Source organism: Vibrio atlanticus, from assembly GCF_024347315.1.
Lineage (GTDB): Bacteria > Pseudomonadota > Gammaproteobacteria > Enterobacterales > Vibrionaceae > Vibrio > Vibrio atlanticus.
Genome location: NZ_AP025461.1, coordinates 1493509 through 1519634, shown reverse-complemented (window position 1 = coordinate 1519634; position 26126 = coordinate 1493509). Strand labels below are relative to the sequence as shown.

22 protein-coding genes are annotated in these 26126 nt (G+C 43.6%); 11 read left to right on the top strand and 11 right to left on the bottom strand.

Annotated features, from left to right (window positions below):
- Window positions 1–149: 149 nt before the first annotated feature.
- Window positions 150–818 carry a 5,6-dimethylbenzimidazole synthase gene (bluB, locus tag OCV30_RS22365; protein ID WP_065678863.1) on the top strand — a complete coding sequence of 223 codons (669 nt, stop codon included), beginning with the start codon at window positions 150–152 and terminating at the stop codon, window positions 816–818.
- Between the two features lie 660 nt (window positions 819–1478).
- Here the strand turns inward: bluB and OCV30_RS22360 are convergent.
- The 3 genes from OCV30_RS22360 to OCV30_RS22350 are packed head-to-tail and all read right to left on the bottom strand — an operon-like array spanning window position 1479 to window position 3672.
- On the bottom strand, window positions 1479–2180 hold the full coding sequence (locus OCV30_RS22360) for a hypothetical protein (RefSeq protein ID WP_065678862.1): 702 nt from the start codon (window positions 2178–2180) through the stop codon (window positions 1479–1481).
- Window positions 2177–2788 (bottom strand): hypothetical protein, encoded by a 612-nt coding sequence (locus OCV30_RS22355; RefSeq protein WP_065678861.1) that lies wholly within the window; start codon window positions 2786–2788, stop codon window positions 2177–2179. The genes OCV30_RS22360 and OCV30_RS22355 overlap by 4 nt, the downstream gene beginning before the upstream one ends.
- A gap of 14 nt (window positions 2789–2802) precedes the next feature.
- The gene (locus OCV30_RS22350; RefSeq protein WP_167351946.1) at window positions 2803–3672 is read right to left on the bottom strand and encodes a ParA family protein; all 870 of its coding nucleotides are present in this window, start codon (window positions 3670–3672) and stop codon (window positions 2803–2805) included.
- A 189-nt stretch (window positions 3673–3861) separates the two neighbouring features.
- On the opposite strand from OCV30_RS22350, the gene OCV30_RS22345 reads away from it, so the two are divergent.
- Complete coding sequence (locus tag OCV30_RS22345; RefSeq protein ID WP_083994594.1) at window positions 3862–4017, top strand: HP1 family phage holin; 156 nt, start codon at window positions 3862–3864, stop codon at window positions 4015–4017.
- 235 nt (window positions 4018–4252) lie between these two features.
- Here OCV30_RS22345 and OCV30_RS22340 read toward each other — a convergent pair whose 3' ends face one another.
- Complete coding sequence (locus OCV30_RS22340; protein WP_065678859.1) at window positions 4253–5884, bottom strand: NAD(P)/FAD-dependent oxidoreductase; 1632 nt, start codon at window positions 5882–5884, stop codon at window positions 4253–4255.
- Between the two features lie 253 nt (window positions 5885–6137).
- On the opposite strand from OCV30_RS22340, the gene fdxA reads away from it, so the two are divergent.
- The gene (gene fdxA, locus OCV30_RS22335) at window positions 6138–6461 is read left to right on the top strand and encodes a ferredoxin FdxA (protein WP_065678858.1); all 324 of its coding nucleotides are present in this window, start codon (window positions 6138–6140) and stop codon (window positions 6459–6461) included.
- Window positions 6462–6978: 517 nt separating this feature from the next.
- Here fdxA and OCV30_RS22330 read toward each other — a convergent pair.
- The 3 genes from OCV30_RS22330 to OCV30_RS22320 all read right to left on the bottom strand — a co-directional run bounded on the left by OCV30_RS22330 (window position 6979) and on the right by OCV30_RS22320 (window position 9470).
- A complete protein-coding gene (locus tag OCV30_RS22330; RefSeq protein ID WP_065678857.1) occupies window positions 6979–7713 on the bottom strand; it encodes an RNA methyltransferase in 735 nt (244 codons plus the stop codon).
- A gap of 207 nt (window positions 7714–7920) precedes the next feature.
- The gene (locus tag OCV30_RS22325; protein ID WP_004731759.1) at window positions 7921–8913 is read right to left on the bottom strand and encodes an aldo/keto reductase; all 993 of its coding nucleotides are present in this window, start codon (window positions 8911–8913) and stop codon (window positions 7921–7923) included.
- 410 nt (window positions 8914–9323) lie between these two features.
- Window positions 9324–9470, bottom strand: coding sequence for a hypothetical protein (locus tag OCV30_RS22320; protein WP_017098689.1), 147 nt, complete (start codon window positions 9468–9470; stop codon window positions 9324–9326).
- Between the two features lie 350 nt (window positions 9471–9820).
- Here OCV30_RS22320 and pepT point away from each other — a divergent pair, with 350 nt between their 5' ends.
- From pepT to OCV30_RS22305, 3 genes are all read left to right on the top strand, one after another.
- Complete coding sequence (gene pepT / locus OCV30_RS22315) at window positions 9821–11053, top strand: peptidase T (RefSeq protein ID WP_065678856.1); 1233 nt, start codon at window positions 9821–9823, stop codon at window positions 11051–11053.
- Between the two features lie 76 nt (window positions 11054–11129).
- The gene (locus OCV30_RS22310) at window positions 11130–11597 is read left to right on the top strand and encodes a DM13 domain-containing protein (RefSeq protein ID WP_017098691.1); all 468 of its coding nucleotides are present in this window, start codon (window positions 11130–11132) and stop codon (window positions 11595–11597) included.
- Window positions 11598–11823: 226 nt separating this feature from the next.
- A complete protein-coding gene (locus OCV30_RS22305) occupies window positions 11824–12666 on the top strand; it encodes a mechanosensitive ion channel family protein (RefSeq protein ID WP_065678855.1) in 843 nt (280 codons plus the stop codon).
- Window positions 12667–12775: 109 nt separating this feature from the next.
- On the opposite strand, the gene OCV30_RS22300 is transcribed toward OCV30_RS22305, so the two are convergent.
- On the bottom strand, window positions 12776–13219 hold the full coding sequence (locus OCV30_RS22300; RefSeq protein WP_004731749.1) for a dCMP deaminase family protein: 444 nt from the start codon (window positions 13217–13219) through the stop codon (window positions 12776–12778).
- Between the two features lie 259 nt (window positions 13220–13478).
- On the opposite strand from OCV30_RS22300, the gene OCV30_RS22295 reads away from it, so the two are divergent.
- From OCV30_RS22295 to OCV30_RS22285, 3 genes are all read left to right on the top strand, one after another.
- Window positions 13479–14615: an efflux RND transporter periplasmic adaptor subunit gene (locus OCV30_RS22295; protein WP_065678854.1), complete on the top strand. Its 1137-nt coding sequence runs from the start codon at window positions 13479–13481 to the stop codon at window positions 14613–14615.
- 11 nt (window positions 14616–14626) lie between these two features.
- Window positions 14627–17779, top strand: coding sequence for an efflux RND transporter permease subunit (locus OCV30_RS22290; RefSeq protein ID WP_065678853.1), 3153 nt, complete (start codon window positions 14627–14629; stop codon window positions 17777–17779).
- 332 nt (window positions 17780–18111) lie between these two features.
- Window positions 18112–18798 (top strand): MaoC family dehydratase, encoded by a 687-nt coding sequence (locus OCV30_RS22285; protein ID WP_009844790.1) that lies wholly within the window; start codon window positions 18112–18114, stop codon window positions 18796–18798.
- A gap of 194 nt (window positions 18799–18992) precedes the next feature.
- Here OCV30_RS22285 and OCV30_RS22280 read toward each other — a convergent pair whose 3' ends face one another.
- Window positions 18993–19808, bottom strand: a complete 816-nt coding sequence (locus OCV30_RS22280) for a phosphate ABC transporter substrate-binding protein (protein WP_009844791.1) — start codon at window positions 19806–19808, stop codon at window positions 18993–18995.
- A 253-nt stretch (window positions 19809–20061) separates the two neighbouring features.
- On the opposite strand from OCV30_RS22280, the gene OCV30_RS22275 reads away from it, so the two are divergent.
- A complete protein-coding gene (locus tag OCV30_RS22275) occupies window positions 20062–20424 on the top strand; it encodes a DUF3024 domain-containing protein (protein WP_009844792.1) in 363 nt (120 codons plus the stop codon).
- A gap of 257 nt (window positions 20425–20681) precedes the next feature.
- On the opposite strand, the gene OCV30_RS22270 is transcribed toward OCV30_RS22275, so the two are convergent.
- A complete protein-coding gene (locus OCV30_RS22270) occupies window positions 20682–21488 on the bottom strand; it encodes a helix-turn-helix domain-containing protein (protein WP_065678852.1) in 807 nt (268 codons plus the stop codon).
- 114 nt (window positions 21489–21602) lie between these two features.
- Window positions 21603–23609, bottom strand: coding sequence for an exoribonuclease II (gene rnb / locus OCV30_RS22265; protein WP_065678851.1), 2007 nt, complete (start codon window positions 23607–23609; stop codon window positions 21603–21605).
- Window positions 23610–24001: 392 nt separating this feature from the next.
- Between rnb and OCV30_RS22260 the strand changes: the two genes are divergently transcribed.
- Window positions 24002–25999: a DEAD/DEAH box helicase gene (locus OCV30_RS22260; protein WP_009844795.1), complete on the top strand. Its 1998-nt coding sequence runs from the start codon at window positions 24002–24004 to the stop codon at window positions 25997–25999.
- Window positions 26000–26126: the final 127 nt, after the last annotated feature.

Genomic DNA, 26126 nt, shown 5'->3' with positions numbered 1-26126 from the left:
TGGCTAAATAGCGATGGAAAGGTTCAACAATCTTATACAAGGATAAGATTAATGGCGGCATTCTACCATGTTGCTTGTGTACCGCTAGTAACATAGACACTTTAGTTGGATAATACTGACTCAATAAGACGACGATAAGACAGGGATGTATGGAAATTACGCCGAATGAACGCGATGCAGTATATAAAACGATTTTTTCTCGCCGAGATGTTCGTGGTCAGTTTCTTCCTGATGAGATCCCAGAAGACGTTTTGATGCGTGTGCTAACCGCAGCGCACCATGCTCCCAGTGTTGGCTTTATGCAGCCTTGGGATTTTGTCGTTGTCCGTGATATCGAAACCAAGCAACAAATCAAAGCCGGTTTTAATCAGGCTCATGCGGAATCCGCGGAAATGTTCACCGATGAAAAGCAGGCAATGTATAAGCGTCTAAAGTTGGAAGGCATCGTCGAATCACCGATCGGTGTCTGCGTGACTTGCGATCGCAACCGAACCGGAAAGGTCGTGTTAGGTAGAACCATCAAACAAGAGATGGATCTGTACAGCACCGTGTGTGCGGTTCAAAACCTATGGCTGGCAGCTAGAGCCGAAAACCTAGGCTTAGGGTGGGTGAGTATCCTGCATGACTCAACACTGCGAGACGCATTAGATATACCAGAAAACATCGATATTGTGGCGTACCTGTGCATTGGTTACGTTGACCACTTCAAAGATAAGCCAGAACTTGAAACCATGGGTTGGTTACCAAGAAGAGACGTCAATTCAGCGATTCATGAAGGTAAGTGGAATCCTAAGCAGTTAGAGGCAGATGGAATGTAACTTATTAATTAAACATTCTGACATCCAAAGAAGTTTGGTTCTTTCAACTGATTTATTAAACGAGCATCGCTCTGGACTCATGTTATTTCCACGATATCGACCACTTATTCTCGCAGAGTTGCAGGAGATCGTCGGCCTTGCATGGAGATAATCGGCAGTAGGTTTTCTGGTATTGTTCGTTGAGTGCTTGTAAGACAAGCTTGCCCATACTGCGATGGTGGCTGTATTGACTGGACTCAATAAACTCGCCTCGCTTACTTCTGTCAAACCTTACCCGTTACCTTCTCACGCTTTAAGAAATACGAATCCACTTTAGGTAAGTTGATTAAGCGCTTTGGTGGATAAGCGCAGTGCAGCGGCTTTGGCGTTGCAGGGTAGGTATAAACAAGAAGAAAGTGTGGCGAAAGTATTGGAAGCTGCGGCATAGCTCGTGAGGCTGTTTGAGCAGGGAAGGTATGGTGTGGTATAGATGTTGGTTGTCTTTGAGATTTGACCTATATCAACATCTTTGTTTGCTGATTTACTGATGCCCCTCGTTTGGGGGCTGAAGCGATAATTGATATAGAGCGTTGGATCTAGAATTGAATCGCTCTAAAGAGAAGATGTGTAGCGGCAAGTGAATTTTTAGTTGAAGAAACTGGAAATTACCCAACTAAAAAGTTAGATAACTTGTTTATCAATCAAACTAAGCTGATGTTCTGTCAGCCCCTGTAAGAAAAATTTTCTGCATTTATGCGGAACGGTCAGCCACTCATCATAAGTTAGCGTGCAAAGTAGTAGTAGGTTAATGACTCTAATTGTCTCATTAAACAAACTAATAACTTCTTTAGCTATGGAGCTTGTATATTCTTTCTCTCCTAATGTAGCAATTTGATGCCAAACCCCAGGTTGGGAGCTGTGAACGATATTTGAAACGTCAGAGTACATATTGTCTAAAAAATCTTTCAGCTTTGTTTTTACGGAAATGCTGGCAAAATTAGGGGTGTGATCATCATGATATTGTAAAATTTTACTTCGACTTAGATGAAATTTAGATCTAGTAACTGATTTCAACTCAACGTTGTGATCCTTAAAGTAACTAAAGTAAAGAATACTTTCGAAGATTGTCCTCATTGAAGCAGCGGAGTTTTTATATAAGCCGAGAGAGTAGACACAAGCAAAATCCTGCGCAGATACTTGAGCTTCTCGTAAAAAAGGGAGTGCGTCGTTACCATGATAGATGGTTTCTAACGACTTTGACCAATGAGCAAGTATCTGAAAGTTATGCTCTAGACTATCAATTTGATTACTACCATCGCTTAGGCAGCGATCTCGTTTACTATTCCAGTCAATTTCTTGTAAACAGACTTGAAAGTCGGTCATTTTTTCGCCTCTAGCATGGTCACAAAGCTATCATCTATGAAGGAGTTCATGAATTGATCAAAACTGGATCTAGTGTTGATTGCCATGAAGTACTCTAGGGCTTGAAGTATCGTTGGCTTTATTCGCAAATAATCACGAATTGATGGGTCAAATACTTCCATAGCTTCGAAAAGTATATTTTTGTTAACTCCTTGAGATTTTAGCCAGGAGTATGCCTTCTCTGCATCATTTGATGTCGATGTTCGGCTATTAGTATGCAATATCTCATTACGTTTTAGATCTAATTTCTGTGGAGATGTCGAGCTTAACTTTGAGCGACCAAGGCCTTTAGAATGGATTCTTGAATTAGTGGTTTTTTTTCTACTGCCGCTAGAATTATAACTGGTGTAATCATCTAAATTAACAGATAGCTTGTAATCGTCTCTCATTTCAGTCTTTGATGGGCTTGCACCTAAAATGTTTAAAATGTGAGATGCAATATCTGAAGGTAATCTATCTCCAGCCAAAATATTTTGGCAAAGCATGATTAACTCCTCTTCAGAAAGTTTGGAGTCGAGTAAAGCACTTGCTAGCGCTCTAGAAATAGTTGAACGTTCCTTTTTATTCATAACTTGCTCCTTACTTAGACTTTTGCTAACAGTTCATTTATGACATTTTCCATATCACTTTTTACCTTTATACTGTGTGGCCCTTTAGACTGATACAAAAATCCATTATTTATATTTGACTTGCTGATAAGCTTAGAACTGGGAAGTCGTTGTTTCAATACGTACTTTTTAAAGTGTCTACTGATAGTAAGTCTAGTTGCAAAAGCTTTGTCATCAGAGCTAATGTTATTGAGTAAAATATGTAACTGAGGTAGGTCTTTACCCATGAAAAGCTGTGAAATAAAGTCAATCATTAAGCTTATTCCGCGTTCGGCGTAATCATTGGGTGTTACAGGTACCAAAATATGGTTTGATTCAGTAATTGCCGTTTTGGTAAACAAAGAGCCTGAAGGATGACAGTCAATTAATATGAGGTCATATTGAGCTTTCGCTTGTGCAATCATTTTCGAAAAACGTTCTGCCATAATTTTCGTTGCAAGATTGGAAGAACTAACGGCTAGAGGCATTAAATCAAGTGTAGATGGAACAATGTCAAGTAGCCAACCCTGATCCGCTAGTACAGTTTCTGTAACAGAGCTTAGGTTAGGTCCGCTTGTCGACATAGGAGTCTGTAAAGTACACAAATCAAGTTGACTATTGTCGTCCTGAAGTATAGATAGAATACTCTTTGATTCACGTAAAAGTTGGTCGTAGTCTGCATAGTTGAAAAAGGATTGCGACAAGTTAAATTGCGGGTCGTAATCGATAATTAGCACGCGCTTAAACTTATCATTTAACTTTTTACCAACGAGTGTTGTGCTAAAGTTGATGGTGGTCGTTGTTTTACCTACACCTCCTTTCATATTCATTATTGTTATGACTTTACCTGGTTCTTTCTTTGCCACTGTATCAATTACCCACACCGTTAATGATTTTGTATTATCTGACAAAAAACACATAAAGTCAGCCGTTTATGTGTAATGGTGAGCATTAGTCATGTTAAAAAGCCTCGCCTAACCAGCGAGGTTTTTTCGTTTCTACCGTTTATAACCCCTTTCCATTGTGAGAGTCGGGTGCTTTTCTATGGAAGTAATATGCAAGATAAACCCAGTTCCTTCTCTTCATATCTCACTAGCGGCTTACTGGCTCTTACCGGGGCATTCAGCGTCCAAGACTGGGCGGCGGTGATTGGTGTGGTGATGATGTTTGTCACGTACTTCACCAACCGCGGTATTACACTCAAACGATAACGTCTAAATATTCTCAAGGTAACTGGACTAAAGGTTATTATTACCAGAATGGAACAAGTCGATTTGAGTGTTCAGATGATGGTGTGACCTGGTCAAAAGACACTTGTAAGTAAAGCCAGAGTCGATACCGAGTAAATCTACATAATCCGTACGCAATAAAAAAATCCAGTGTCTACAAGACACTGGATTTTTAGTTTTGGTTGACCGTTATGTAGCTTTACTTTATTAAAAGCGCTTAAGCGATCTCAATTTTCTCAGCTTGGTTCTGTTCAGCCATTGATATCGCTAGTGCTTCTGCAGCCTTAATACCATCGATACCAGCAGACAAGATGCCGCCAGCATAGCCTGCACCTTCACCTGCAGGGAAGAAGCCCTTTAAGTTGATGCTTTGGAAGTCTTTGCCACGTTTGATACATACAGGAGAAGACGTACGAGTCTCAACACCCGTTAGCAGACCGTCTGGCGTAGAGAAGCCTTTGATCTTCTTCTCGAACGCTGGGATTGCTTCACGAATCGCTTCGATAGCAAAATCAGGCAGTGCTTTTGAAATGTCCGTTAGGTGGATACCCGGTGTGAATGATGGTTTTACTTCACCGATTTTACTTGGATCGCGACCTTTTAGGAAGTCACCGATTTTCTGTGCAGGGGCATCGTAGTTCTCGCCACCTAGAACATAAGCGGCACTTTCTAATTCACGCTGTAAACGGATACCTGCTAGTGCGTCACCTGGGTAATCACGCTCTGGGTCGATACCCACAACGATGGCACTGTTTGCGTTACGTTCTGCACGAGAGTATTGGCTCATACCATTGGTTACTACGCGGCCTTCTTCAGAAGTCGCTGCAACCACAGTACCACCCGGGCACATACAGAAGCTGTATACAGTGCGGCCATTCTTACAGTGGTGTACGAGTTTGTAGTCCGCAGCACCTAGAATAGGGTTGCCCGCGTTCTTGCCGAAGCGAGCTTCATCGATCATCGCCTGTTTGTGTTCGATACGGAAACCAACAGAGAAAGGCTTAGCTTCCATGTAAACGCCACGTTCGTGCAGCATTTCAAACGTATCACGAGCACTGTGGCCAACAGCCAGTACTACGTGACGAGTTTTAATCTCTTCACCGTTAGAAAGCGTTAGGCCAGTGATTTGACCGTTTTCCATATGAACGTCGTCTACGCGAGTGCTGAAACGGATTTCGCCACCTAGCTCAATGATAGAAGCACGCATCTTCTCGATCATGGTAACCAATTTAAAGGTACCGATGTGTGGCTTACTTACGTATAGAATTTCTTCTGGTGCGCCAGCAGCTACGAATTCTTCGATTACTTTACGGCCGTAGTGCTTTGGATCTTTAACTTGGCTGTAGAGCTTACCGTCAGAGAATGTACCTGCGCCACCTTCACCGAACTGTACGTTTGATTCAGTGTTCAGTGTGCGCTTACGCCAGAAACCAAAGGTATCTTTCGTACGTTCACGAACTTCTTTACCACGCTCAACGATGATTGGATTGAAGCCCATTTGAGCAAGCACTAGGCCTGCGAACAAACCACAAGGGCCAAAGCCGATAACGACAGGGCGCTCAGTTTGGTTCTCAACCGCTTTAGCTACGAATTTGTACTCCATGTCAGGAGTCACTTTTACGTGTGGATCGCTGATGAATTGTTCTAACAACTCAGCTTCGTTTTCAACGAGAACGTCAAGCGTGTAGATAAGTAAGATTTTTGATTTCTTACGAGCATCGTAGCCACGTTTAAAGATATTAAAAGAAAGTACCTGATCAGCGTTAATGCCAAGCTTTGCTTCAATAGCGTCTTGAATGGCTGACTCTTCATGGTCTAGTGGGAGTTTAATTTCGGTTAAACGTATCATTTTGATGTCTCGTTTTTATAGGTGTCTTAGCTAGATCGTTTCTTAATACAGAGTTTGATGAAAACGCTGATGTTGAAAGAAGCGATAAGCTCACAATGGCGCGCATTTTACGAGAAATTGATTTATCTGTCATACTAATTTGGAAGCATGGAGCAAATAGACACGATATTAGAGCCGTATGATGTTGAATTTTGCCTTGGGATGAGTATTATCCCCATTCTTCAATTTTGACTAACTTATAGAGCAGAGCATCATGGCGTTTGTCGTAGGCGATAATTGTATTCAATGTAAATACACAGACTGTGTGGCGGTATGCCCCGCAGATGCGTTCCATGAAGGCCCTAATTTCATGGTAATCAACCCAATCGAATGCATTGATTGTGGTTTGTGTGTTCCTGAATGCGACGCTCAAGCGATCTTCCAAGAAGATGAACTGCCAGATGATCAAAAGATCTTTATAGAAGTGAATGCTGAACTTGCAGAAATCTGGCCGGTACAAACGGAAGTAAAAGCACCAATGGATGACGCTGAAAAGTGGAATGGTGTGTCTGATAAGTTGGCAATGCTAGAAAAGTAATTCTGTTACTTGAAATAAACCTTCTCCAAAAAAGATCCCCAACTCAGTCGTCCCTCCTTCTTGAGGATGACGGCTGATGATTCAGTTAACTATTGACCTACTAGCTAACGTTATATTTCAAAATCTACTTGATGCTTTGTGCGGTGAGAGCTGGTGGTTGGTTTTGTCTCTAACTCTAAGTTATGTCATTCCCTACTGTGAGGGACGAGCAAGATAGGGAGTCTTGCTCTTCATATCCGCAAATTCTGGCTAGTAGTATATTCTCGATTCTATTGACTATGTTGACGATGAAGCTCAGTTGAATTCTGTCATTCCCTACTGCGAGGGACGAGCAAGATAGGGAATCTTGCTCTTCATATCCGCAAATTCTGGCTAGTAGTATATTCTCGATTCTATTGACTATGTTGACGATGAAGCTCAGTTGAATTCTGTCATTCCCTACTGTGAGGGACGAGCAAGATAGGGAATCTTGCTCTTCATATCCGCGAGTTCTATTTAGTGTTTACTCTTGGATCGATTAACTATGCTGACGACGCATGTTGTCGAGAATAATACCTGTCGCCATTGCAACGTTCAAAGACTCCGCGCCACCAAAAGCTGGAATCGTAATCTTGTCTGTCACGTATTTAGCCGCATGTTCACGGATGCCGTGAGACTCGCTGCCCATCAGCAAAATACCATTGGCAGTGAAGTCAGTCTTATGAACACTTTCACCTTCTAGAAACGCACCGTAAACAGGCAGGTTCGCTTGCTCCAAGTATTCAGGTAAGTCCGTTTGGCTTACGTGTACTCGGCCAAAGCTACCCATAGTTGCACTGATGGTCTTAGGGTTGTATGGGTCTGCACAATCGCTGCTCGCAACGATATGCTTAATGCCATACCAGTCTGCTACACGAATAATCGTACCTAGGTTGCCCGGATCAGATACACCATCCAGTGCAATCATTAACCCAGTAGCTTTTGGTAATTCAAACGTTGGAATCTCAACAACAGCAATCGCCGCATTGTTACTTACCAAAGTACTCGCTTTGGTGAGGTCATCTAGTGAAGCTTCAACACAATCAAACTCAAACAGTGAAGCGTGATTTTCAGATAAGAAATCAGCGGTAGCAAAGACGTTCTTCACGACTAAGTCACTATTGAACAGCTCAAGAACGTTCTTTTCACCTTGAACTAGAAACAAACCGTGGGCTTTACGTTGTTTCTTTTGGCCCAAAGCACGAAGGAGTTTTAATTGGTTTTTTGAAATCATGTTTTTATCCTAGATATAAGCCCGCGCATTATAGAGCAAAGGTTGGAGAACCAAAAGCGTGATAGCTCAATGCGATCCACATAAAAAGCAAAGCGACCCACTTACAAAAAGAAAAGCGTACTAAATAGTACGCTCTTATCTGATTTACTTACCAAAGATTAAGCTGAACAAGCTAGACGAACTGAGAAGGCCGGGTGAACTGACCGCTTAATATGGAACAGGATAGCGCTTAAACACTGTGTTGATATCAGTGAGTATCTCTTCTGATAGAGGCTTGCTGAAAGCGGCTACGTTTTCTTTCAGCTGTTCCATTGTCGTCGCTCCAATGATGGATGAGGTAACACCATCGACTTGATTACACCATGCTAATGCAAGCTGGCTCGGCGTAAATCCATGAGTGTTCGCGACTTCTGCATATCCTTTTACCGCTTCATTGGCAGATTCGGTGTCGCGGAAAATGCCCTTACGCTGCATGTATGTCCAGCGGCTGCCTTCCGGTCTTGCACCATCAATGTATTTTCCACTGAGCATTCCTCCAGATAACGGTGACCAAGGCAGGTAAGCGACATCTTCATGCACACAGTTCTCAATCAGATACGGCCAGTCTTTTGCGTGAAGTAGGCTGAATTCATTCTGAATCGAGACCATGCGTGGCAAATCGTGTTTTTCGCTCAGCTTGAGATAGGTGTTGATACCCCAAGTAGTGTCATCAGACAAACCAACATGACGGATTTTCCCTGCTTTAACGCAGCTCGCTAGGGCTTGAAGGATCTCCAACATTTCCCCTTCATGCTGCTTCCGGTCGATATCACTGAAGCGAATTTGATTTGGGAACTGTTTACCAAAGTGAGGTGTATTTCGATTTGGCCAGTGCAGTTGATACAGGTCGATATAATCAGTCTGTAGACGCTTTAATGACGCATCAACCGCTTCGATTACGGCTTCACCCGTTATCGGACCACCATCTCGAACCCAAGGAAGTCCTGGGCCTGCAATCTTACTCGCTATGATCAGTTCTTGGCGGCGCTGCGGGTGGCGCGATAGCCAGTTACCAATGATCGCTTCTGTTTTGCCGTAGGTCTCTGGAGAAGGCGGAACCGCGTACATTTCTGCAGTATCGATGAAGTTAATACCTTGGCTTAGTGCGTATTCGATCTGTTGGTCGGCTTGCTGCTGCGTATTTTGCAACCCCCAAGTCATGCTGCCAAGACAGATGCGGGAAACGGGAATTTGACTACTTCCTAGTTTTGAATATTCCATTGAATTCGGGATTCCTGTGGTTAAGTTCTCTGGTACTCGCATTAGAGTTTTTGAAAAGAGAGCGAGTGAGGAATGAAAACGAATATAAATTATTAGCACAAAATGACACGACAAGGTATGGCTGAGGGAAGTTTAATGAGTCATTTCTCAACGTAGCGAATGAGCTAGCCGCATAGTCGTGGAGCTATAGATATAAAGCAGGGGAGTCACAAAACGGGAATGGGTTTGACGCCTGAATAGGACATCATAGAAAGAGAGAAGAAGAGTCAAAGACAAAAGAGCTCTACATCATAGAGAAGTAGAGCTCTTTTATTAGGGGTTCTATAAATATGTTCTGAGTATTGATTAAGTTACGAGGTCGCGTTGGTGTCAAACCCACCTTGAGATTGCGCCTGTCTTAGAGCTTCCTGCCTTTGAACTTCTTTCTCAGTTAATGCTGGTTGAAGTGTTTCCTCAGAGGCTTGAGGAGAGAAAATGAAATATTTATTAATCGTCATAACTGTGTCTCCGTGTAACGTATGACAGATTCTGCATCAAGGATAAAAGGTGATCATCATCCACTTTGTACTTTTTTTAGGCTGAGATCGGAGGGCGTAGAATGCGTACAAAGCGATCGCTTATCATCCGTATGCAATGTTGAACTGACGAAACCCTCTTGCTTTCAAGTATAGGAAGCTCATCTAATTTCGCACAATAATGATTTAGAGCAATTACATACATGGTCAGGGGCGTAAGATGAAAAGCCTCGCGACTGACTCTGCGTACGTATTTATTTAACAATACCTCGCTTATCTATATGAAGAATAAAGTCAGTAAATCAATTACTTAATCCATGGTGAGATGAATTATGGAAAAGCTTGTCGAACGTTTTCTGAACTACGTTACTTTTGATACCAAATCCGATCCTTCTAATCAGCAATGCCCAAGTTCACCGGGTCAAATCACGTTTGCTGAAGCCTTAAAGTCAGAATTGATCGCATTAGAGCTAGTTGATGTTTCTTTAGATGAAAATGGCTATTTGATGGCTAAACTGCCGTCGAATGTCGATTACGATGTACCTGCCATTGGTTTCGTCGCACATATGGATACCGCCCCTGATGCATCAGGCGCGAACGTGAAACCTCAGGTGATTAAAGATTACCAAGGTGGAACGATTGAATTAGGCACAAGTGACGAATGTTTAAACCCAAGCCAATACCAAGACCTTGATACCCTGCATGGCCATGACCTAATCACGACGGATGGCACGACTTTACTTGGTGCCGACAACAAGGCGGGTATCGCTGAGATCATTAGCGCGATTGCCCATCTTAAAGCGAATCCAGACATCAAACACGGCGACATTTGTATTGGTTTCACACCGGATGAAGAGATTGGCCGCGGTGCGAACCTGTTTGACGTTGAAAAATTTGGCGCCGAGTGGGCGTATACCATCGATGGTGGGCCAGTAGGGGAGTTGGAATTTGAGAACTTTAATGCCACGAGCGCTGATGTTATCTGTCATGGTGTGAACGTTCACCCAGGTACCGCCAAAGGTAAAATGGTGAACTCAATGAACATTGCAGCGCAATTCCAACTGATGATGCCTGCGCAAGAAACACCAGAGTGCACAGAAGGTTATGAAGGTTTTTACCACCTGAAATCAGCTGAAATGGGTGTGGCTCGCTCTGAGTTAGGCTACATCATTCGTGATTTTGAACGTGAGGGTGTAGAAGCGCGTAAGGCATTCATGCAACAGAAAGTGGATGAGCTGAATGAGCGTCTTGAGAAAGGCCGTGTTGAGCTGGTGCTAACCGATAGCTACTTCAATATGAAAGAGATGGTTGAACCGCATCAACATATTATTGAATTAGCGAAGCAAGCGATGATTGAGTGTGATGTTGAGCCAATGATCAAGCCTATCCGAGGTGGTACAGACGGTGCTCGCTTATCTTTCATGGGGCTACCGTGTCCGAATATCTTTACCGGTGGCTACAACTTCCACGGTATTCATGAGTTCATTACCATTCAAGGCATGGAACAAGCGGTAGAAGTGATCGTGAAACTCTCTCAACGTACCGCTATTCACTATCAAAAATAGCCGTCTAAAACGCGATATCTCTTTGTATTTTTGAGAGTATTCATTAATACTCTCTTTAAGTATAAGGGAGTACGCGATGAAAAAGTTAGTTTTACTTTGCACCCACTTAGCCGTGGGTGCTTTTGGTTTTGGGCTTGGTGTCTACGCACTACCTATCTTGATTGAGCCTGATTCTCCTTCCTCAAGTTCTGTTGAAGCGATCAGTCAGCAGGCGATCTATACAGGTGAGTTCACCAAAGACCGACAAGACAGTGACTTTTTGCATTGGGGAGAGGGCATCGTCTCTGTCTCTGAAAGTGCGATAGCTTTTGAAGGTGAATTGGCGCCGGGGCCGGATTATAAGGTTTACCTATCACCTAAGTTTATTGAAACCGAACAGGCATTCAATGACAGCAAGAGTGAGTTACTGAGAGTCGGAGATGTAAAAACATTCGACCGATTTATGGTTAACCTCCCAGAAGGTACTGATCTTAATCGATTTAATACCGTTGTGATTTGGTGTGAAACTTTTGGCCAATTTATTACTTCTGCCAAGATAAAATGATAGCCTTACTAGGGCGTGTTGATCTTTCGAACAAAATTTAACCGCGAAAGGTCAACACGCCCTAATAGCTGATAAAAGCATGAAAAGGAGCGCTCTATTTTTGAGTGCTTTTTCATAATGCGTTTATTGGGTTGAGTCAGTCGCTGTAAAGCTCATCGTTATAGAGCTAATCGTTTTAATGCTCGTCGTTATAAAGCTTAATTGTTGTAATACAAAGGAATAAGTAATGGAAAAGATGTGGCAAGTAATAGATTTCTTACTCGCTAATAAGTTTATTTTTAGTGTGCTGATCATCTGCATTATATTAATAATCCGACGAATCACTTTGTCTCGAATCCGTGGTGATGTCGCTTTTCTTAGTGAAGACCAACGTAACTGGATGTCACGTACCAAAAATGGCACATTCGCGATTATTGTTGTGACGTTATTCGTGTTGTGGAAATCCGAAATCAGCGAATTTGCGCTGTCTGTTACCGCTATTGCGGTTGCGATAGTCGTGGCTTCAAAAGAGATCATCCTCTGTTTTACTGGCTCTATTCAGCGTGCGAGTTCTCGCTCATTTCGAATTGGTGATTGGATTGAAGTGGGCAAAATCAGCGGTGAGGTGATTGAGCACAACTTGATGGCTACTGTGATTCAAGAAATCGATTTGTATCACGGGCAATATCACTTCACTGGCAAGACTGCCACGCTGCCTAATAGCATGTTCTTCACTTATCCGGTAAAGAATCTCAACTTCATGAAGCGCTATGTTTATCATAACTTTTTTGTGACGGTGAAAGACTTTGTAAACCTATACCCTATGGTGCCGGGTCTTATCGTGAAAATTGAAGAGCATTGTGAAGAGTTTATCGATGTTGCCCGTCGTTACAATGGTGTGATTGAGAAGCACGCTGGGGTTGACCTTCCTGGCTCTGAACCGCACATTCATATCACGAGCAGCTCAACGGGTGAGCAAGAAGTCCACTTTATGATCTTCTGCCCGACAGAGAAAGCGATTCACCTTGAACAGGATATCCGTAAAGATTTCATGGAAGCTTACGCGTCGGCATTTCCCTCAAGTGACTAATACGATGCTGGAAGCTAACAAGTCCGAATAAAAAGAAAGCCGAGAGCGATAATATCGACTCTCGGCTTTTTTGTATTTGAGATCTAGACCTGAGACCTAGCGTTAGAGATTAATCCAGGTCAGCGAGTGGCAACCAGTCTACTTCTACACCAGCTTGCTCAAACATATCTTGGCTTATCTTGATCTTATCTCCCCAACGAGAAAGGAAATCTTCACTTTGCTCTGGGCAATGTACCGCTGAAATTCCAGTTTGAATGATTTTTGCTGCACAGTTCGGACAAGGGAAGTGAGTGACCCAAACTTCACAACTGTCTAAATCACGTTTAGCAAACAAGATTGCATTTTCTTCAGCGTGAAGTGTCTTGAGGTATTTCATCTCGCGATCGTCAGTATCCGCACTATCAGACACGCCATGTGGGTAGCCATTAAAGCCAACTGAAACAATACGGTTGTGCTTAGTGATGACGGCGCCGACTTGAGTTGAAGGATCTTTACTCCAAGAACCGACCAATTCCGCCATTTGATAGAAACGTTTAGCCCATTTTGAAATCATGAGAATTCCTTAACAATTAAATGTGAATGCTTATCTGCCCGACAATACATGATGTTAGACAATATCCATAGAGAACAAAAGCTGAGAGGTTGATTTACTTAGAAATTGTAACGCGTTTGTAATTACTTTATAAGCACTTAGTTTCAATTAACATATTGATACACTTTGGTTCGTTATAATTGATATTCCTCGGACAATAGTAACGGGTGTGTTACGTAAATTTTATACTGTTCAAATACTAACAAGTGACGGTATAACCATGCGTAAAAAGTTGATCCTTACGGCTCTTGCAAGCTCTCTTATTCTTGCTGGATGTGGGCAAGATGCTCAAAATGCCAAGCAAGCGCCTCTACCTCTCGTAGCTGTACAGGATGTTAGCGTTGTTTCTCACCAGCAAAGTAAGTCGTACATCGGTCGTATTGAAGCCGTTGAAGATACGGCTATCACAGCGCAGGTGTCTGGCTATCTACAAAGCCGTCATTTCAATGAAGGTCAAATGGTCGAAAAGGGCCAATTACTGTACTCCATTGAACCCTCTTCATTTGAAGCTGAAGTAGCAAGCGCAAAAGCGTCTGTTGCTCAAGCGAACGCGAACCTTAAAAAAGCCGAGCTTGATTTTAACCGAGGTAAGAATCTTCTCCCTAAGGGGAGTATTTCTCAATCGGAATTTGATGCATTGACAGCAAACTTATTGGGTTCTCAGGCACAGCTTGAAGCAAGTCAAGCACAACTCAATGCAGCCAATGTTCAGCTTTCTCATACCAAAATTATTGCGCCTTTCTCTGGACGAATCAGTGACACCAAAGTGAGCACGGGTGATCTGGTTTCACCGTCTTCAGGTGTATTAACCACCTTGGTTAGCCTAGATCCAATCCATGCATCGTTCAGCATCAGTGAGCGTGAGCGTATTGAGCTGGGTATGGATCGTATCGAAGGTGACGGCAGCAGCGATTCTGCAAGTGTTGAAGTTCAGATCATGCTTGAGAATGGTGAAGCGTTCGAACATCTAGGTCAGCTTGATTTCTTGGGTAACCGTATCAACCTCAATACTGGTACGATCGCGATGCGCGCCATTGCTGATAACCCAAACCAGCAATTGCTTCCAGGCCAACACGTTCGCGTTGATCTACGTGAAAAGCAATCTATTGATGTTGTGACTATTCCGCGTCGTGCAGTTCAAACCGACCTAGAAGGTGACTTTGTGATGGTATTGGTTGAAGGCGAAGCCGCACCAGTTGCTGAGCGCAGAAACATTGAGATGGGGCGACAAGTTGAAGGTGGTGTGATCGTTCATTCTGGTTTAGAGAAGAACGACGCAGTGATCACTCAAGGCCTACAGCGTGTACGTAATGGTATGTCTGTTCGTATTCAAGCTTCTGCTGAACAAGCTGAGTAAGAGGGCTATTTATGTTAAGTCGTTTCTTTATTCAAAGGCCTAAGTTTGCCCTTGTCATATCCATAATATTAACGCTGGCGGGTGCGATCTCTCTCGCTATCTTACCAGTGGCCGAATATCCAAAAATTAGCCCACCATCGGTCAGTGTGTCGGCATTCTACACGGGTGCCAGTGCTGAAGTGGTGGAACAGGCGATAGCCGACCCCATAGAGACATCGGTGAATGGCGTAGAAGATATGATCTACATGTCTTCTAAAAGTGCTAATGATGGTTCATACAACCTTAATGTGACCTTTGATGTCGGTACTGATGCTGATATGGCTCAGGTCAACGTTCAGAACCGCGTTGCTCAGATCGAATCGAAACTTCCACAAGAAGTAAGAATGGTGGGTGTAACGGTCAAGAAGCGTTCACCTGACCTATTGATGGTATTGAACTTCTACTCGCCGAACGGAGAGTACAACGACCAATTCCTTATCAACTACGTGAACTTGAACATTAAAGACCAGCTGGCTCGTGTGAAGGGCATCAGTGAAGTTAACGTGTTGGGTGGTGGTGAATACGCGATGCGTGTTTGGTTAGATCCTGAAAAAATGGCTAACCTCAATATAACTACCTCTGATGTGAATCGCGCTTTGGCGGAGCAGAACGTTCAAGTCGCTGCAGGCCGTATTGGAGCTGCACCTTATAACAACGCGCAAGAAGTGCAATTCAACTTGGTGACAAAAGGCCGATTAGAAACGGCTGATGAGTTTGAAAATGTTGTGCTTCGTGCAAATCAAGACGGTTCAACGGTTTATTTAAAAGACGTTGCACGTGTTGAGTTAGGTAAAAAGTTCTACGATGGTAACGGTAAATACCGTGGTCAAGACGCTTCAATCGTAACGCTGTCACTTCAGTCAGACGCTAATGCGCTGGAAAGTGGTAAAGCAGTCATGGCGATGCTAGACAACCTAAGCAAAAATTTCCCTGAAGGCGTTGCTTACGAGGCGAGTTACGACACCACACTCTTCGTTGCTGAGTCGATTAAAGGTGTAGTTAAAACACTCATCGAAGCAATTTTGCTGGTTATCGCAGTAACGTACTTGTTCTTGGGCAGTGCCCGTGCGACCTTGATTCCGGTGGTTGCGATTCCGGTATCTTTGATTGGTACTTTTGCGGTCATGCAGATGACCGGCTTTACCATCAACACAGTAACCCTGTTTGGTTTGATTTTGGCGATAGGTATCGTAGTAGATGATGCGATCTTGGTTATCGAGAACGTAGATACTACGATGGCCAAAGATCCTACCATTTCACCGCGAAAAGCAACGCTTATCGCAATGAAAGAAGTTACGGGGCCAATTGTTACCTCAACCTTGGTTCTGTTAGCGGTATTCATCCCAGTAGCGATGCTGCCAGGTATTACCGGCATTATGTATCGTCAGTTCGCTCTGACCATCTGTATTGCGGTTGTGATCTCTTCTATTAACGCTCTAACGCTGTCACCAGCATTGTGTTCATTGGTTCTTAAGCAGGGCGGTGGTAACACAGCACGTTGGTACCAAGCGTTTAACCGTGGTCTTGAATCTGTAACCAACAAATACGGTCAAATTGCAGGCTTCCTTGTGAAAAAGGGTGTTCTGCTGTTTACCTTCTTTGTTGTGGCACTAGCAGCGGTAACTTACTTTGCGAAAACCACGTCTACGGCTTTCGTACCTCAAGAAGATAAAGGCATCTTGCTGGTTAACGTGCAGCTTCCTGACGCGGCATCGCTGTCTCGTACAGAAGATGTGACAGAGCAGTTACTAGAGATGGTTGAGCAAGAGCCGGGCGTAGATGGTGTGACACTGGTTAACGGCTATGCATTCATGACGGGCGCTTCAGCTTCGAATGGTGCGTCGATGTTCATCAAGCTCCACGATTGGGAAATGCGTAACGCACTAGACGGTCAACATTCAGCGCAAGCTATCTCACAACGTATTAATGGCCGAGCGGCAACAGAACTGCCTCAGGCGATTGTATTTGCAATGGGACCTCCAGCCGTACCGGGCATGGGTGCTGCGTCTGGTTTTGAGTTTGTTCTCGAAGATACATTAGGTCGTAGCCGCACTGATCTGGCGATGGTAATGAATGACGTGATTGCTGAGGCAAATAAACAGCCTGAGATTTCACATACCTTCAGTACCTTCCGCGCCAATGTACCTCACTACTATGTCGATATTGATCGTGAGAAAGCGCAACAGCTAGGTATTCCCCTATCGGAAATATTCCAAACGCTACAAGGCAATCTTGGGTCAATGTACGTGAATGACTTCACCATGTTTGGTAAGAATTTCCGTGTCACCATGCAAGCAGACAGTGAACACCGTAGCAGCATGGATGACCTACAACGATTCCACGTGCGTTCGTCTAATGGCGAGATGATCCCGTTAAGCACATTGGTGACTTACGATCAGATCTTTGAACCAGACGTAGCATGGCGTTACAACATGTACCGCAGTGCGGTGATTCAAGGCCAACCAGCACCGGGTTACTCAAGCGGTGATGCGATTGCTGCAATGGAACGTGTCGCAGCTGACGTGCTGCCTCAAGGCTACCAGTACGAATGGACAGGCATGGCTTATCAAGAAGTATTGGCAGGCAACCAAGCGATCTTTGCTTTTGCACTGGCTCTGATCTTCATCTATCTGTTCATGGTGGCGCAGTACGAGAGTTGGACAATCCCTATAGCGATTATCTTAGTGGTACCGATTGCAACCTTAGGTTCTTTCTTGGCGCTGAACCTGACAGGCACACCGCTGAATCTCTATGCACAAATTGGTTTGGTTCTATTGATAGCTTTGGCCGCGAAGAACGCAATCTTGATTGTGGAATTCGCAAAGGTTGAGCGTGAAGAGAAAGACGCACCGATTGAAGATGCGGCGGTGAAGGGCGGTACGCTGCGTTTTCGTGCTGTGAACATGACGTCTTGGTCATTCATCTTAGGTATATTCCCGCTTATCTTCGCTGCGGGTGCTGGTCACGTGAGTCAAAACTCATTGGGTATTTCTCTGATTGGTGGCCTGCTATGTGTGTTGTTAGCGGGTACGTTCCTAATCCCTGGCTTCTATGCATTCGTGCAACGTAAGCGTGAGAAGGCACACGGTGGCAATACCAAGTTGATTCCACTGGACGATGAATAGGGAAGTTAGTGTCTTGTAGGATGAGCCCTTTACAAGGTTTCTCCTTGGTAATTAATTTCTTGTAAAAACGAAGGCTTAGCATTGTGCTAAGCCTTTTTTATTCCACTTGTGAATAAAGAATCTGTTTATATAATGAAATGTTTATTATAAGGTAGAGTTAATACTCCAATTAAAGCTCTCCAATAAAATGGTGTTTTATTCTTAGGTTGTTGTTTTTGTTGGATATATAAGTGTTCGGCTAACACTTGTATGCTCGAAAGTATTTGCACAATAGTGTGAAGTGTTTCAAAATTACCAAGTTATATTGAAATATTTTGTGCATTGAGGTTCTTATGAAAGTCATTGATTTATTTAAACACCGAGGCGACAGCGTGTCTTCGCAACACTCAGAGTTTATGCAATGGATGTCTCCAGCTCTTAGAGATTACTGGGGAGACTTTCTGAATCGCACGCAAAATAGTCATTTCTTTGCGTGGGTTCGTGATCACCACAAACCTGCTGTCAATGAAGATGCGCCAGAGATGCCTGTTGAACCACAGATCGTACTTAAGCCAGAAGCACAACTTGTATTTGATGAGCTTGAACAGCAGATCGGTGAAGTGATCCATACTGGTGATTGGATCAATGTAAGCCAAGACAGAATCAACCAGTTTGGCCTCGTTACTGAAGATATGCAGTGGATTCATACAGAGCCTTCTAAGGCTGAAACAGATTCTCCGTTCAAAACAACCATTGCACATGGTTTTCTGACTTTGTCTCTGCTTCCTCGACTGACAGACAGTGTTGATCCTGACAAATCTCAATTCCCAACGGCGAAGATGGTTGTAAACATTGGTCTTAACCAAGTACGTTTCCCATACCCTGTAAAATCGGGCAGTAACGTTCGCGCTAAAAGTACGCTAACAAAAGTAACGCCAATTAAGAAAGGCCTAGAGATTGAACGCGAAATCCGCGTAGAGATCGAAGGCATCCGTCGTCCTGGTGCTGTGATTGTTTCGGTGATTCAACTTCACTTCTAGAGCTTTTTTATAAGTAGAATTGCTTTTAGCGAAGATTATAGATTCAAAAAAAGAGAGAGCTTAAGGCTCTCTCTTTTTGTTTTTGTCTATCAAGGCGATATCATCAGCATCCTAACAACATCACAAAAGTCGTTATCTTACTTGATACGCGTGTAGTTACTTAATGTGTTTGTAGCTACTTAATGCGTTTATAGTTACTTGATGCGCGTGTAACCGTACTCTTCGATAAGATCTTGCCCTTGTTTTGACTTCACGAACTTAATGAAATCTTTGCTCTCGTCAGAAACTGATTCAGTTTTGTGCAGCAATAAGAATGGGCGAGCCAATTCATAACTGTGGTTGGCGATGTTCTTAGATGTCGGCTCAACGCCTTCAAATGTGATTGCTTTGATCGAACGGTCGATAGAGCCAACAGAGATGAATCCAATCGCATGTGGGTTATGGTTAACAATCGTTTTTACCATGCTGTTGCTGTTTACAACCAAGTTATTTGGGTTGATGTCAGACACTAGACGGTCGTTAATGATTTTTGTCAAACCAAGTAAGCTCTCGAAGCTGTAACGTGAACCAGAAGAAGCTTCACGAGTTACAACTGCGATAGGTTGATCCGCACCACCTATGGCTTTCCAGTTTGTGATTTTTCCTTTGTAGATATCGAATAGCTGTTCACGTGTAACGTTGCTTACACCGTTTGAACGGTTAGTCACGACGGCTAGGCCGTCAAAGGCAATTGGAAATACCTTCAATTTTTCGCCCTGTTCGCGGTCAGTTAAGTAACGTGAGCTCATACCAATATCAGCGACACCTTTATTGACCATGGTAATACCCGCTGTAGAACCGATGCCTTGAACCGCAATATAGTTATCAGGGTGAGTCTTGTTGTACTCCTCAGCCAATACATCCATCACACGTGATACCGAAGTGGAGCCCGAAATATTGGTTTCTTGTGCAAAAGCAGCGTGAGAAGACAGGGCTAAGGATAAAAGAGAGGCAAGCGCGACTCGTAACATAAACAACTCCTAGTTAATAACATTTGCCGGCTATGATAGGTCGGTTATATGACAATTTTGTGAAATTCTATCCGCTCAATGTGTCGCTATTAGCTTGATGAGTGAAAGCGAGTTAGGTTTACAAAAGCAGGATTCGTTTCTGGGAGCAGGACGGGTATTTTGTTTGCGCTAGTTCGCTAAAATGTTGGTTGAGTCCTAAGCTAAACAAAGGAATTCACTACTTAGAAGTTTCTATGAAGTTACAAGAGGTGTTATGTCCGTCATTCATATCGAACTGAATCGTCTTTTAATTGGAGCTGAGAAGCTCTGTACATCTCGAAATCGCAGTTTACCTGTCGAGCTAGGCAAATCCCTTTATGAAGAGTGTGAGGGTGGTGTGCTGTTTTCTCAGGCTCATTATCTGCTCGACTCATCTCATAGCGATTACACAAATGAGATCGCCTGCGTTAGTTTTGATGAGTCACTGTCATGTTGGTTGGTAATGGTGCCGCTAGAAGGTGATGTAAAAACCGATTCAGTAAATTGGGGGCCTTATCCTTACTTACCTCAATCGAAGGATCTTGATGCTATTTTGTCTGAAATAGAAAAAGACCCTAAATCGTACTTCTGGTCGTGATTATTCTGTTGAGATGTTTGCGAGGGGCTTGATACCTAAAACGAACAACTTTTTTTAACTCACCACATTACAACCTATCTGAGTCACTAAAAACAGTCTACGTTAATAAAGCTTATCTGCGTCAGTAAAACGATCTATGTTACTAAAACTATCCGCATCACTATAAATGATGGATGTCACTTCAAATTATGCCAATAAGATTGCGTAGTTATACCAATCACAGTGAGTAAGTGATCAGTGATTTACTACGATTGGTATTAATAAGATTGTGAAACCAAAGACCGGAAATCTTTTGGTGTTTTGCCGTGATAGGTTTTAAAGGCGGTACTAAAATGCGCCGCACTTTTAAATCCGGATTCATAAGCAATTTGAGTAATCGATTTGTTCGATGTTCTGAGCTGTGTGGCTGCGTGGGCGATTCGCTTTATCTTCAAGAGGTTTGAAAACGAAAGGTCTTCCGCCGATAAACGGCGTTTAAGTGTGGCTGGTGACATCCCCATATAGCTGGCTAGGGTATCGAGTGAGATATTATTTTCTATATTCTGTTCAATGTAATGGATGACCTTTTGTGTCACCGTCAATCTAGAAATTCGGCTAATAATCGTTAATAGTTCCGGATACTGCTCAACCATTAAAGACAGCAAACCTAAGCCTAGCTGGGTGAGTGCGTAATCATTCTGAGTCGATGAATTGGCCAGAGACATGATGAGCTCTTTCAATTGGCAGATTTCGGTATCCGTTTGATTGAACTTAATGTAATTATCTGGAGTTTGAGTGGATTCTAAATCACTGAACTGATTTATGAACTTTTGGAAAATTGCCAAATCAAAATCTAAGCAAATCGCACTAAACTCACCATTTTCAGTGTCGACCGTGATGTCTTTAATCTGACCAGAATTGTAAAGCGTGAAATCTCCAGCTTTTAACGAGGCTTGAGTGCCATTGGGCAGCATAAAAAATATGCTTCCTTTCGATACCATAAAAATACCGTTTTTAGAGGCGGGGTAGCGTTCGCGTTTCCTGGGAATAAAGTTTCTGAATTGAGTGACCGTGATTGATGGCATAGTGAACTTCTTTGGCGTTGTAGATTAATTGCTTTTTTAAGTATTGTTTAAGCATGAGACATTTACAAAAAAGGCGCTAATAATTAGCGCCTTTAGAAGTAAACCTATTAGAAATTAGGCTTCGGTTTCATTTGTTGTTTCAGGCTCGCTAGGCAAGTCCGCAAAAACTTGTGTAGGTTTTGCTACCAAGTTACGGTTTTCCTGATTAACTTCTGAGAGAACTACTTCTAAAACGTCTCCCAGTTTGTATACCATTTCTTTATCGATAGATACAGTACCCATATCACCGTTGCACTCTATTCTCTCTTTATTATCAAGAATGAGAGAGCCAGGGATAAACGCCGCTGCACCATTGTCAAGTAGGCGTACACGCATACCTGCGCGGTTAATGTCGAAAATCTCTGCTTGGAAACGAGTTTCTTCAACTGGAGCGTTCGCTAGAGTACGAGCATACAACCAATCGCCAACGTTACGTTCAGCCATACCGTGGTGACGGCGGTGCAGAGCAAGTTCATCACCAATGGTTTCGTCTGGTGTTTGAATCGGTGCTTTACCTAATATGTGTGCTTTAAGCATACGGTGGTTAATCATGTCACCGTATTTACGAATTGGAGAAGTCCACGTCGCATAAATGTCTAAGCCCATCGCGTAGTGCGGCGCAGGTTCATTGCTGATCTCGCTGTACGCTTGGAATTTACGAATACGGTTATCGTAGTAGCTGTTGTCTAAAGAACCTAACCAACGACGCAGAGTAGCAAAACCTTCCAGAGAAACGATCTGCTCTTCTGTAAACGGTGTTTCTGCTTCTGGGTTAACCAGCTCCAGAACGTCTGCTACTTTCTCAGCTTTAAAACCAGAGTGACAGTTAAAGACACCTTGGTTAAAGCTTTCTTTTAATACTCGACCGGCACAGATGTTCGCGCTGATCATCGACTCTTCAACCAACTTGTTTGCGCTACGACGCATGTCCGCGTGGATAGCGACAACATCGTTGTCTTCGCTTAGTTCAAAGCGGTAGTCAGGGCGATCTGGGAACACAACCGCATTTGCAGAACGCCACGCTGAACGTGCTTGAGCAAATTGGTGAAGATCAGAAACAATTGCAGCAATCTCTTCTGACGGTTGCCATTTCTCTGATGCTCCTGTTTCTAGCCAGTCTGATACGTGGTCGTAAGCAAGACGAGCGTGAGATTTGATGTTTGCAGCGAAGAAGCTAATGTCATCACCGATAACACCATCTTTAGATACCGTTACTGTGCAGCAAAGTGCTGGGCGAACTTCGTTCTCTATGAGTGAACATAAGTTGTCAGCTAGATCGCGAGGCAACATTGGGATGTTACGACCAGGCAGGTAAATAGTGAAACCACGCTCGCGAGCCACTTTATCCATTGCATCATCTGGAGAGATGTAAGCGGTAGGATCAGCAATTGCGATAGTCAATTCAAAATCACCGCTCTCTTTCTTCTTAGCGTAAAGCGCATCGTCCATATCTTTTGTGCTTTCGCCATCGATAGTCACAAAAGGGACGTGAGTCATGTCTACACGTTCAAGATCAGCGTCGTCTTTGATCTGCCAGTCGTCGATGCCTTCAGGTTCGCTGTTTGGTAGGTCATTTTGCGCTAGCGTTACCCACCAAGGCGCGATTTTGTCATCAGCGTCTGTGATTTTCTCAGAGATCTGAGCCAAGAAGCCGTTGTCACTTTTTAACGGGTGTTGAACGATATGAGCAACAACCCAGTCGCCTTCTTTAAGCGTTTCAGGGTTCAAACCCTTCTGTGCTTTCGCTTTAAGCTGCAGTTTTTTCAGTTGCGGGTGATCTGGAACAACGTTCAATCGACCTTTGAAAAGCTTAACTCGTGCAATAAAGCGAGTAAGACCCTGTTCAATCAACTCCTCTGGCTCTGCAACTTCGCGCTCTTTCTCAGTGCGAATGATGGCAATCACCTTGTCACCGTGCACACATTTTTTCATGTACGGCGGTGGGATGAAGAAGCTAGTTTTGCTATCGACTTCGAGAAAACCAAACCCTTTTTCAGTGGCTTTGATCGTACCTTCCTTTTTAGGGAGAGTTTCTTGGATTTGCTGTTTGAGTTGAGCGAGTAGAGGATTATCTTGAAACATTTGACTTTTATCTATCGAGGACAATTGAGCACACTATAATCATTGCGAGGCTTGATTACTACTTAAAGGCGAAGTGAGCGTAAATTAATTGCCCTCTTATTTAACTAGGTCAATTTGCTAGAAGTTTGGTGCTGTGACGAGATATTCATCAAGTTTTGACGATATGATAGCCAGTGTTGATGTAAAACCGAAAAATATGTGATGTATTTCAATTTTTTCTGGCTTTTTTTATGCATTTAAGGAATAATCCGCCTCCCTTAGACGTCCCTAATGGCTTGAAGTGTTTTATTACTGCTTCGTAACTCTGAATGGAATCAGTATCTGATTGGATCAGTATTGGAATTGATAGAGCTCCCGGGACCTTTTGTTTACTTATATATAGTGGGATCCCAATGTCCGAATCTGTAATTCAATTTAATGAATTAGCCCTAAACGAAAACATTCTTTCAGCTCTTGATAGCATGGGTTTCGTTTCTCCGACTCCAATCCAAGCAGCAGCTATTCCTCTTCTTCTTGAAGGCCGTGACGCACTAGGTAAAGCACAGACTGGTACTGGTAAAACAGCAGCATTCTCTCTGCCTTTACTTAACAAAATCAACCTGAACCAACATAAACCACAAGCAATCATCATGGCTCCGACTCGTGAGCTAGCGATTCAAGTTGCTGCGGAAATCAAAAACCTAGGCCGTGATATCAAAGGTCTTAAAGTTCTTGAAATCTACGGTGGCGCTTCAATTGTTGACCAAATGCGCGCTCTAAGCCGCGGTGCTCACATTGTTGTTGGTACTCCAGGTCGTGTTAAAGACTTACTAACTCGTGACCGTCTACACCTAGATGAAGCACACACATTTGTTCTTGATGAAGCAGATGAAATGCTAAAAATGGGCTTCGTAGATGACGTTACTTGGATCCTAGAGCAAGCTCCAGAATCTGCACAACGTGTACTTTTCTCTGCGACTATGCCTCCAATGGTTAAGACTATTGTTGACCGTTACCTACGTAACCCGGCTAAAGTTGACGTTGCTGGTACTAACCACACAGTTGACAAAGTAGCGCAGAACTACTGGGTTGTTAAAGGCGTAGAAAAAGACGAAGCAATGTCTCGTCTTCTTGAAACTGAAGAAACTGACGCGTCAATCGTATTCGTACGTACTCGTCAAGACACTGAGCGTCTAGCTGATTGGCTATCTGCTCGTGGCTTCAAAGCTGCTGCACTGCACGGTGATATTCCTCAGTCTCTACGTGAGCGCACTGTTGATCACATCAAACAAGGTGTTATCGATATCCTAGTTGCAACTGACGTTGTAGCACGTGGTCTTGATGTTCCACGTATCACTCACGTATTCAACTACGACATCCCATTTGATGTTGAATCTTACATCCACCGTATTGGTCGTACTGGCCGTGCTGGACGTAAAGGTAAAGCGATCCTACTAGTTCGCACTAACCAAATTCGTATGCTTCGCACTATCGAGCGTGTAACTAAGTCTCAAATGGAAGAAATCCAACTTCCACAACGTGACGAAGTTGCTGCTGCACGTGTTGCTAAGCTTGGTGCTGAGCTTGAAACTGAGAAAGAGAGCAAAGCTCTAGAAAACTTCGCAGGTTTAATCTCTACACTACAAGAATCTCTAGAAGTTGATGCTGCTACTCTAGCTGCAATGCTTCTTAAGCGTCAGCAAGGTAAGAGCCCTCTATTCTACGTTGGCGAAGACCCAATGATCGCTGCTATTGAGCGTGATAAGAACCGTCGCAAAGAGCGTCGTGAAGATCGTGACAATGGCCGTGACGGTGGTGGACGTAACTTCAATACTCAAGATTGGGATACGTACCAACTACAAGTTGGCCGTGAGCAAGGCGTTCAGGTTAAAGACATCGTTGGCGCACTAGCAAACGAACTAGGCCTAACTAAAGGTTCTATCGGTGCTATCAAACTAGACCAAGGTTCTACTTACGTTCAACTGCCAAAAGCAATGAACTCTGAAACTGCTGGTAAGCTAAGCAAACTTCGCATTCGTCAAAAAGAAGCTGGCGCTGTAGTTGTTGATTTCAACGACTTCCGTGAGCCTCGTCGTGGCGGCGGTGGTCGTGATGGCAACCGTGGCGGCGGTCGTGGCGGTCGTGATGGTGGCGGCTACCGTGGTAACCGTGAAGGCGGTAATCGCGAAGGTGGTAACCGTGAAGGTGGCAATGGCGGTCGTGGTGGCTACCGTGGCAACCGTGACGGCGCACGTGATGGTAACTCTGCTGGTGGTCGTGATGGCGAACGTCGCTTTGACCGTAACCGTGGTGGCGATCACCGTGGTAACCACCGTGGCGAACGTGGCCATGGCAACGCAGCAGGCAATGGCGGCAACCGCGGTCGTCGTCCAGAGCGCAACGAAGGTTAATCAACCTTTAGTTTTAAGTGAAACTTACAAGCCAAGTGCTTATAGGTGAATAGCTTAAATAGCGAATTTAAAAGCCGAGCTTAGTGCTCGGCTTTTTTGTGCCTGCTATTTGAACTTAAGCTTTGGT

Excerpts from the sequence above, each read along its gene's own strand:
- bluB (WP_065678863.1), top strand. The coding sequence starts at position 150 with ATGGAAATTACGCCGAATGAACGCGATGCAGTATATAAAACGATTTTT.
- OCV30_RS22360 (WP_065678862.1), bottom strand. The coding sequence starts at position 2,180 with ATGACCGACTTTCAAGTCTGTTTACAAGAAATTGACTGGAATAGTAAA.
- OCV30_RS22355 (WP_065678861.1), bottom strand. The coding sequence starts at position 2,788 with ATGAATAAAAAGGAACGTTCAACTATTTCTAGAGCGCTAGCAAGTGCT.
- OCV30_RS22345 (WP_083994594.1), top strand. The coding sequence starts at position 3,862 with ATGCAAGATAAACCCAGTTCCTTCTCTTCATATCTCACTAGCGGCTTA.
- OCV30_RS22340 (WP_065678859.1), bottom strand. The coding sequence starts at position 5,884 with ATGATACGTTTAACCGAAATTAAACTCCCACTAGACCATGAAGAGTCA.
- fdxA (WP_065678858.1), top strand. The coding sequence starts at position 6,138 with ATGGCGTTTGTCGTAGGCGATAATTGTATTCAATGTAAATACACAGAC.
- OCV30_RS22330 (WP_065678857.1), bottom strand. The coding sequence starts at position 7,713 with ATGATTTCAAAAAACCAATTAAAACTCCTTCGTGCTTTGGGCCAAAAG.
- OCV30_RS22325 (WP_004731759.1), bottom strand. The coding sequence starts at position 8,913 with ATGACTTGGGGGTTGCAAAATACGCAGCAGCAAGCCGACCAACAGATC.
- OCV30_RS22320 (WP_017098689.1), bottom strand. The coding sequence starts at position 9,470 with ATGACGATTAATAAATATTTCATTTTCTCTCCTCAAGCCTCTGAGGAA.
- pepT (WP_065678856.1), top strand. The coding sequence starts at position 9,821 with ATGGAAAAGCTTGTCGAACGTTTTCTGAACTACGTTACTTTTGATACC.
- OCV30_RS22310 (WP_017098691.1), top strand. The coding sequence starts at position 11,130 with ATGAAAAAGTTAGTTTTACTTTGCACCCACTTAGCCGTGGGTGCTTTT.
- OCV30_RS22305 (WP_065678855.1), top strand. The coding sequence starts at position 11,824 with ATGGAAAAGATGTGGCAAGTAATAGATTTCTTACTCGCTAATAAGTTT.
- OCV30_RS22300 (WP_004731749.1), bottom strand. The coding sequence starts at position 13,219 with ATGATTTCAAAATGGGCTAAACGTTTCTATCAAATGGCGGAATTGGTC.
- OCV30_RS22295 (WP_065678854.1), top strand. The coding sequence starts at position 13,479 with ATGCGTAAAAAGTTGATCCTTACGGCTCTTGCAAGCTCTCTTATTCTT.
- OCV30_RS22290 (WP_065678853.1), top strand. The coding sequence starts at position 14,627 with ATGTTAAGTCGTTTCTTTATTCAAAGGCCTAAGTTTGCCCTTGTCATA.
- OCV30_RS22285 (WP_009844790.1), top strand. The coding sequence starts at position 18,112 with ATGAAAGTCATTGATTTATTTAAACACCGAGGCGACAGCGTGTCTTCG.
- OCV30_RS22280 (WP_009844791.1), bottom strand. The coding sequence starts at position 19,808 with ATGTTACGAGTCGCGCTTGCCTCTCTTTTATCCTTAGCCCTGTCTTCT.
- OCV30_RS22275 (WP_009844792.1), top strand. The coding sequence starts at position 20,062 with ATGTCCGTCATTCATATCGAACTGAATCGTCTTTTAATTGGAGCTGAG.
- OCV30_RS22270 (WP_065678852.1), bottom strand. The coding sequence starts at position 21,488 with ATGCCATCAATCACGGTCACTCAATTCAGAAACTTTATTCCCAGGAAA.
- rnb (WP_065678851.1), bottom strand. The coding sequence starts at position 23,609 with ATGTTTCAAGATAATCCTCTACTCGCTCAACTCAAACAGCAAATCCAA.
- OCV30_RS22260 (WP_009844795.1), top strand. The coding sequence starts at position 24,002 with ATGTCCGAATCTGTAATTCAATTTAATGAATTAGCCCTAAACGAAAAC.